The organism is Gardnerella sp. 30-4, assembly GCF_001641215.1.
In the GTDB taxonomy this organism is placed as follows: domain Bacteria; phylum Actinomycetota; class Actinomycetes; order Actinomycetales; family Bifidobacteriaceae; genus Bifidobacterium; species Bifidobacterium leopoldii.
In genome coordinates, this window is sequence record NZ_LXJL01000042.1 from 1 (window position 1) to 7,390 (window position 7,390).

6 protein-coding genes and 1 other RNA gene are annotated in these 7,390 nt (G+C 39.6%); 6 read left to right on the forward strand and 1 reads right to left on the reverse strand.

The window, feature by feature from the left end; all coding sequences use genetic code 11:
• The 6 genes from A5294_RS06790 to A5294_RS03185 form a co-directional block, all read left to right on the forward strand.
• A partial coding sequence (locus A5294_RS06790) for a hypothetical protein (protein WP_064340442.1) occupies positions 1–1,391 on the forward strand: 1,391 nt, incomplete at its 5' end.
• Between the two features lie 145 nt (positions 1,392–1,536).
• Positions 1,537–2,637 (forward strand): HAD-IIA family hydrolase, encoded by a 1,101-nt coding sequence (locus A5294_RS03165; RefSeq protein ID WP_064340443.1) that lies wholly within the window; start codon positions 1,537–1,539, stop codon positions 2,635–2,637.
• Complete coding sequence (locus A5294_RS03170) at positions 2,634–3,437, forward strand: TlyA family RNA methyltransferase (protein WP_004106808.1); 804 nt, start codon at positions 2,634–2,636, stop codon at positions 3,435–3,437. The genes A5294_RS03165 and A5294_RS03170 overlap by 4 nt, the downstream gene beginning before the upstream one ends.
• A gap of 90 nt (positions 3,438–3,527) precedes the next feature.
• A complete protein-coding gene (locus A5294_RS03175) occupies positions 3,528–4,451 on the forward strand; it encodes an NAD kinase (protein WP_004119420.1) in 924 nt (307 codons plus the stop codon).
• A gap of 54 nt (positions 4,452–4,505) precedes the next feature.
• The gene (gene recN / locus A5294_RS03180; protein WP_064340444.1) at positions 4,506–6,299 is read left to right on the forward strand and encodes a DNA repair protein RecN; all 1,794 of its coding nucleotides are present in this window, start codon (positions 4,506–4,508) and stop codon (positions 6,297–6,299) included.
• A complete protein-coding gene (locus A5294_RS03185; RefSeq protein WP_064340445.1) occupies positions 6,283–6,963 on the forward strand; it encodes an HAD family phosphatase in 681 nt (226 codons plus the stop codon). The genes recN and A5294_RS03185 overlap by 17 nt, the downstream gene beginning before the upstream one ends.
• A gap of 20 nt (positions 6,964–6,983) precedes the next feature.
• On the opposite strand, the gene rnpB is transcribed toward A5294_RS03185, so the two are convergent.
• An RNA gene (gene rnpB, locus A5294_RS03190) (RNase P RNA component class A) lies at positions 6,984–7,357 on the reverse strand.
• Positions 7,358–7,390: the final 33 nt, after the last annotated feature.

Here is a 7,390-nt window from a genome sequence, read left to right on the forward strand (position 1 = left end):
GCGATCGTAAAGATGACCGTCGCGGTGGTTTTAAGAAGAATGGTTTTAAGAAGGACGGATTCCGCTCAGAGAATCGCGATAATGATCGTCGCTTTGATCGTAACCGTCATTTTGATCGTATAGATGATCGTCGCGATGATCGTCGCTCTAGAGATTTTGAACATTCTGGTGAAGAAGGTGGCAACCCACGCTACAAGAAGTTTGATGGTGAACATCGTTTTAACCATCGTGACGATCGCAGGGATAATCGTCGTGAGAACCATCGCAATGGCGATTTCCATAAAGATTTTCATAAAGGCTCTAAGGGTGGCTTCCGTGATGACCGCAGAGATGATCGTCGCGATGAGCGCAGAGATAATGAGCGTCGTTTTGATCGTCGTGACAATCGCAGAGATGACCGCAGAGATGACCGTCGCGCAAATTCGCGTAGTAACTTCCGCTTTGAAGATGGTCCACGCCGCAATTCTGACGGAACTGTTTCTTATCCATCTCAAAATCCTTATACAGCACGCCGCCCTGGTGAGCCTAAGATGCCAAAAGGTTTGGAATGGGCAATGCTTTCTAAAGAAGATCGCGAGCGTTTGCGCGGTCTTTCAAAGGAGCATGCTGAAAATATTGGTCTTCATATTCTTGCGGCCTATACTTTGCAAGAAGAAAATCCTGAACTTGCATTAGAACATGCAAAGTGGGCTGCTAAGCAAGCATCTCGTATTGATTTTGCTCGCGAAACTTTAGCTTTTGTGGCCTATCGTCAGGGCGATTACAAGCTTGCTTCTAAGGAATTCCGCACTGCAATGCGAATGAATGGTTACCTTGATTATTTGCCATTTATTGCCGATTGCGAGCGCGGTATGGGAAATCTAGATAAGGCTTTAGAAATTTGCATGTCAGATGAAGCAAAAACCTTAAGAGGAGAAGTAAAAGCCGAAATGTTCCTCGTTTATGCAGGCGTTTTGGCTGATACTGGTCATGCTGATAAGGCTATTGAATTGGTTCATGCAATGGGTCGTTCAAAGGGTCTTCCTGGAGAGTATCGTATGCGTGCAGTTCAAGCAGAACAATACTTCTTGGAAGAAGCCGGTCGTAGTGACGAAGCAATTGAATTAGAGTCTTTGCTTGATAAGCTTGAGCAACAGTATGCTGATGTTGATGACGAAGATATAAATCCTGATGATATTGTTATCGACTATGATTTAGAGCATTTGAATGATGACATGATGGATGAAATTGGCATGAGTGAAGATGATGCTCAATTTGCTCCTGATGAAGAATCTGATGAAGAATCTGAAGTAACTGAAGATTTAGAAGACTCAGAAGAGACAAGTAACTCTGAGAATGCGGATAATACAGATACTATCGAGATGAGTGCTGTTCACGCTGACGAAGAGTAGTTCGTAACATTTGAATATTTGCGCCCGGCTGCTTTTAAGTAAGCCGGGCACTTGCTGCTTTAAGAGTTGATATTTAWAAAATAGGCTTAATAAAATTTGAATCTAAATTAAGTGCAGTGTTTAGCAAACTTAAATGAGGTATAGTATGCAAGTTGAAACGAAAAAGAATTTTTCTTCATGTAATCGTCCGTTAAGCGATGCATTTCGTCTAGCACTGCTTGATTTAGATGGTGTTGTATATCGTGGTGGAAATGCTGTTGAATATGCGTCTGATTCCATTTTGTTTGCGCAAAAAAATGGAATGGCAATTGAATACACAACTAATAATTCTTCGCGTTTCCAATCTGTTGTTGCAAAACAACTGGAAAGTTTTGGTTTAAAAGTAGAACCATGGCAGATTATAACGTCTTCTGTTGTTGCAGCAAGAATGGTAGCTCGCAATGTTGAGAAAGGATCTAAAGTTCTTGTTCTCGGCGCTGAACATTTGCGTCAAGAAGTGCAACGCGTAGGATTAGAGCTTGTAGATTCGTGCGAAGATAATCCTAAAGCTGTTATTCAAGGCTGGTATCCTCAAATGACTTGGCAAGAAATGGCGGAAGTTTCTTTCGCTGTTGAGCATGGTGCAAAATATTTCGTTACTAACCGCGACTTAACTATTCCAAGAGAGCATGGTATTGCTCCTGGATGCGGTTCCATGATTCAAGCTGTTATTAATGCTACGGGTGTGGAGCCTATTTCGTCTGCTGGAAAACCAGAATCTGCAATGTATGATGAAGCAAGGTTTTTGGTTGCTGCTAATGCTAAGCATGATGATTCTGAATGTGAAGAATACACTGAAAAAGACGAGTATGGGAATCCTGTAATTAGTATTGAGCATTCATTAGCAGTTGGAGATCGTTTAGATACTGATATTGAGGCTGGGACAAGAGGAGGCTATGCTTCTTTACTTGTTCTTACTGGAGTTACAGATCCTCGCATGCTTATGCTTGCACCAAAACATTTGCGTCCAAGTTTTGTTTCTAAAGACTTGCGAGGATTAAACGAATCTCATAATGCTCCTGAACGCGTTAACGGTACTACTTTTACTTGTGAAGATGCTATAGCAAGAGTTGTGAATAATAATATTATTGAAGTTAATAACACCAACGATTGCAATGCTTTGAGAGCTGCTTGTGCGCTGGCATGGAGTTTGCAAGATTGCGGTGAAAATATGGAAAATTATACTCTTCCGGAGTTTTCCTTATGACTGTAAATGAGGATTTAAGTAAACTTTCAAATAGCAATATTTCACAACGTTTAGATTGCGCTTTGGTTAAGCGTGGTTTAGCAGAAAGTAGGACAACTGCTCAGCGTTTAATTCGTGCTGGCGTAGTGAGTGTTGACAATCGAAATATTACAAAATCCTCATTTTTAGTAAACAATTCACATGCAATAACAATCAATGAATCAAAAAATACGCAATCTTGTATTAGATACGTTTCTCGCGGAGCGCTTAAGTTAGAAGGTGCCTTCGAAGCGTTTTCTAAAAATGGTTTAACTACTTCCAAATCAACTAAAGCTCTAGATATAGGTGCATCAACGGGCGGTTTTTGCGACGTTCTTTTGCAAAGAGGCGTTCATTCTGTAATAGCTTTAGATGTTGGTCATGGTCAATTACATCCAAAAATAGCTAACAATTCACATGTAATTGAAATGAGCGGTGTAAATATTCGAAATGTGTACGAAGAAAACTTGCCATATAAGCCAAATCTTATAGTTTCGGACGTTTCTTTTATTTCTCTAACGCTTGTTATTCCAGTAATTTCTAGAATAGCTCAATTGCATGCAGATATTGTGCTTTTAGTTAAGCCGCAATTTGAAGTAGGAAAAGGAAACCTTGGAAAAGGTGGAATAGTAACTGACGAAACTTTAAAAATTAAAGCTTTAGAAACAATAAAAAGTTGTGCAAATCAAAATGGTCTAAAGGTTATCTCCTCTTGTGAATCTCCTATTGAAGGAACACATGGCAATACGGAGTATCTTCTTTATGCGCGTTACGAGAAATAAGTTAATCATTGAATGTTTAGCATTTTTCAATATGTATCCTAACAATTACAATAGTAGTAGTTGTGTTTAAACAGTACGAAGGGGCTGTATATGCAGGAACATTTCGATACTAATTCCGCTTCGGCGGCTCGTCGTGCTCTTGTAGTTACTCACGCTAGGATCGATGTTCACAGTGATGTGGTAAATCAAGTCAAGACTCAACTTATTAAAGCTGGATTCGTTGTTGACGTATTCAACAGTGCTTCTGTGTCTGATTTTGCTAAAAAAACTACTCGTATAGTTGACGAAAATACGGAAATAGTTGTGGTACTTGGGGGAGATGGCACCATGCTTCAGGCTGCTGAGTTAGTGCATTGTACTACTGTTCCAATTATCGGCATAAATCTTGGTCATGTTGGTTTTTTGGCAGAATTCGAAAGTTTTCAAATTAATGATGCTATTCGTAGAATTGCAAACAAGGATTACACTATTGACAGGAGAATGGAAGCTCATGTAGATGTTTGGCTTCCTGGTGAAAGTAAGCCTTTAAGTGATTGGGCGTTGAACGATATAACTCTTGATCGTGAAGACAGAGGTCGAATGGTAGAACTTTCAATACGAGTAGACGATGTTGAAATGTCATCTTTTGGTTGCGATGGTGTAATAGTTTCAACTCCTACTGGTTCCACAGCTTACGCATTTTCAGCAGGTGGATCAATTATGTGGCCAAATGTAGAAGCATTGCAATTAGTGCCATTAGCTGCTCATGCTCTTTTTGCGCGTCCTCTAATTATTGGTGCCGGTTCTACTTTTACTATTGACATTCTTAATGAATCGTCTTCTGGAGGTTGGATTTGTTGCGACGGTAGAAGACAGCGTGCGCTCCCTCAGGGATCAAGGATTCAAGTTCGTCAATCAAAAGATGAGCTATTATTAGCTAGACTTTCTGGCGCTCCTTTTACGAAGCGTTTAGTTACAAAATTTGATTTGCCAATAGTTGGATGGCGTGAGCACAATAATAATTCTTTAAAATGAATTATTTAAGTAGAAAATAATATTAAATATAGCATTTATAAAACGAGGTACAGCGTGCTTGAAGAGTTAGAAATACGTAATCTTGGGCCAATTTCACATGCGCTTATTACTCCTTCGTCTCACATGACAGCTATTACGGGCGAAACAGGTGCCGGAAAGTCAATGCTTTTAAGTGCTATCAAGCTTATTTCTGGATCCAAAGCAGAAGTTGCAAGGATTTCTCCAAATGCTAAAGAAGCGTGGGTCCAAGGCATATTTAGTATTCCTAAAACAAGTGAATTAGTAGATGCTGTTGGCAAATCCGGTATTGAATTAGAGCCTTCAGAAAATGACGAAAATAAATCAGATATGTATGTTTCTAGAACAGTACCACAAGAAGGTCGTTCAAGAGCAACAATTTCTGGTTTCGCAGTACCAAAAACAGTTCTTGAACAAGTATGTTCTCGATTGATAGTGATTCATGGACAAAGTGACCAATTACGCATAGCAACAAATTCAAAACAACGCGAATTACTTGATACTGTATCTAAAAATAGTGAATTACTTAAGCAATACGCATGTGCGTATCAAGCGTGGAAAGATGCTAAAGATGCATGTAACCGACTAGAAAATCAAGCGTCTTCTTCACGGCAACGTGCAGATTACCTTAGAGAATCATTAGCGCGAATACGAGATGTGAATCCTTTCCCTAATGAAGATAAGGAATTGCGCGCAAAAAGAGAAAGAATTGAGAATTCTGCTCAAATTGTCAAAGCAGTGAGCATTGCGCTCGCATCCCTTGATTCCAGTCAAATAGATTATGGTGCTTCAGAATCATCTGAAGATGCTTGTTTTCTTGTAGATAAAGCTTCTCAAGCATTACGAAATATTCGTGTAGATGATTCTTTCAATTCTATTGCAAATCAACTTGACGATATTCATGCTCAACTTGACGATATTGTAATGCAGCTTGCTCAACAGTTGGATATCGATGTAAGTGAAAAAGATTTAGATGATTTAAATTCTCGTATTCATGATCTTACTGATTTAACTCGTAGGTGGGGGCCAACATTAGATGATGTACTTGATTGGTCCGAAAAAGCTCAGTTTGAACTTGAAGATTTAGATGATTCTCCTGAAGCTATTGCCAAAGCGCGTGCTAAATGTGCTCAACGATATGATGATGCTCTTAAACTTGCTGAAGAATTATATAAAACTCGTTTAAATGCAGCTCATGATTTTGGCACTTTAGTTAGTGAAGAATTAAACTCTTTGGCTATGCCAGGTGCTCAATTAATTATCACTGTAAATAAGCGTTGCGAAGATTTATCTGGTTCTATTCCGCTTGATGCTAACGGATGTGATGATGTAGAGTTTTTGTTCCGACCATTTCCTGCTTCTTCAGATTTGCCGATGAGCAAAAGTGCTTCTGGTGGTGAATTAAGTAGGCTTATGCTTGCAATTGAGCTTGTTATTGCGAAGTTGACAGATTGCGACGAAGAAAATATGACATTTATTTTCGACGAAGTAGATTCTGGTGTTGGTGGTGTTGCGGCAGTAGAGCTAGGTAAACGTTTGGCTCAACTTTCTCAACATGCTCAAGTTATTGTTGTTACTCATTTAGCTCAGGTTGCTTCTTTTGCAGATGTACAATTTGCAGTACAAAAAAATCTTGTTGAAAATGGCGATAATAGCGAGAATAGCTCTTTTGCTAAAGTTGCAAATACTTCTGTTATTGAGCTTAATGATTTGATGCGTGAACAAGAGATTGCTAGGATGCTTGATGGAAGTGAATCAAAAACTTCACTAGAACATGCTCGTGAACTATTGAATGCAAGTAGAAAGATCATTGATGGATTTACAAAATAATTCGTCTATTGTTGCAGCGATTTTTGATTTTGACGGCACATTACTTGATTCTTTAAGCGTTTGGGATGATATTGATCGAGTAAGTTTTGCGAAACGTGGTATGAGCGTTCCCTCAATCTTTGCTAGTACAACTGCAACAATGAATCCTAGACAAATTGCAGAATATGTTATTAAAAATTACGGATTTACTGATGCTCCTGAAGATTTGATGAAGGAGTGGTCAGATATGGCTTTTGACGCTTATGCTAATCATCTTCCGCTAAGAAAAGGCGCGTATGAATATGTGCATTATTTGCATTCTAATGGTGTAAAGCTTTTTCTTGTCACAACTCTTTCTAAACGCTTGTGTATTCCAGCTTTAAAAAGAGTTGGTGTTTTTGATTGTTTTGATTTTCTTCATTTTGGAGAAGATTTATCTGAAAAAGGTAAGCATAGTCCTAAAACTTATGCCGATATTGCTAATCAGCTTAAAGCAGATCCAGCTGAATGCATAGTTTTTGAAGATTCTGCTACAGCTTTATGTTCAGCTCAGCAAGCTGGTATGCAAACATGCGGGGTAGTTGATAATTCAAACGTAAAAGTTGATTTAGATTCGTCGTTTAATAAGTGTTTAGCAGTATTTTCTGATTTTTCTTTCGCTCCAAAAATCAGCGATATAAGTTGAAAATATGCTATTTGGTTGAGTTGATGAGGTTTCACATACCCCGGGTTTTGTCGCATACACAAGTGCATGCGGATGGCCATCCATCTCGATTTGACGTTACCGCCAAACTCTAGCAGTCTACCCGAAGACTTGAGCGAGCAGCTCTAAAGCGTCTTCTGCTTGACCTTGCTCCCAATGAGGCTTGCCATGCGGCTTACTGTTACCAGAAGCCCGGTGGTCTCTTACGCCGCCGTTTCACCCTTACCCGAACGAAACGTTCAGGCGGTCTATTCTCTGTTGCGCTATCTCTCAGGTCGCCCTGGGCGGACGTTATCCGCCATTGTGCTCTGTGGAGCCCGGAAGTTCCTCAGTCACTCCGAATGAACATTGTGACCGCGGCCATCGTGAAACCTCAACCCTCCTAATTATAGCAGATAATATTAATATC

Coding starts and splice junctions, on each gene's coding strand:
- A5294_RS03185 (WP_064340445.1), top strand. CDS start 6,283: ATGGATTTACAAAATAATTCGTCTATTGTTGCAGCGATTTTTGATTTT.
- A5294_RS03170 (WP_004106808.1), top strand. CDS start 2,634: ATGACTGTAAATGAGGATTTAAGTAAACTTTCAAATAGCAATATTTCA.
- A5294_RS03175 (WP_004119420.1), top strand. CDS start 3,528: ATGCAGGAACATTTCGATACTAATTCCGCTTCGGCGGCTCGTCGTGCT.
- A5294_RS03165 (WP_064340443.1), top strand. CDS start 1,537: ATGCAAGTTGAAACGAAAAAGAATTTTTCTTCATGTAATCGTCCGTTA.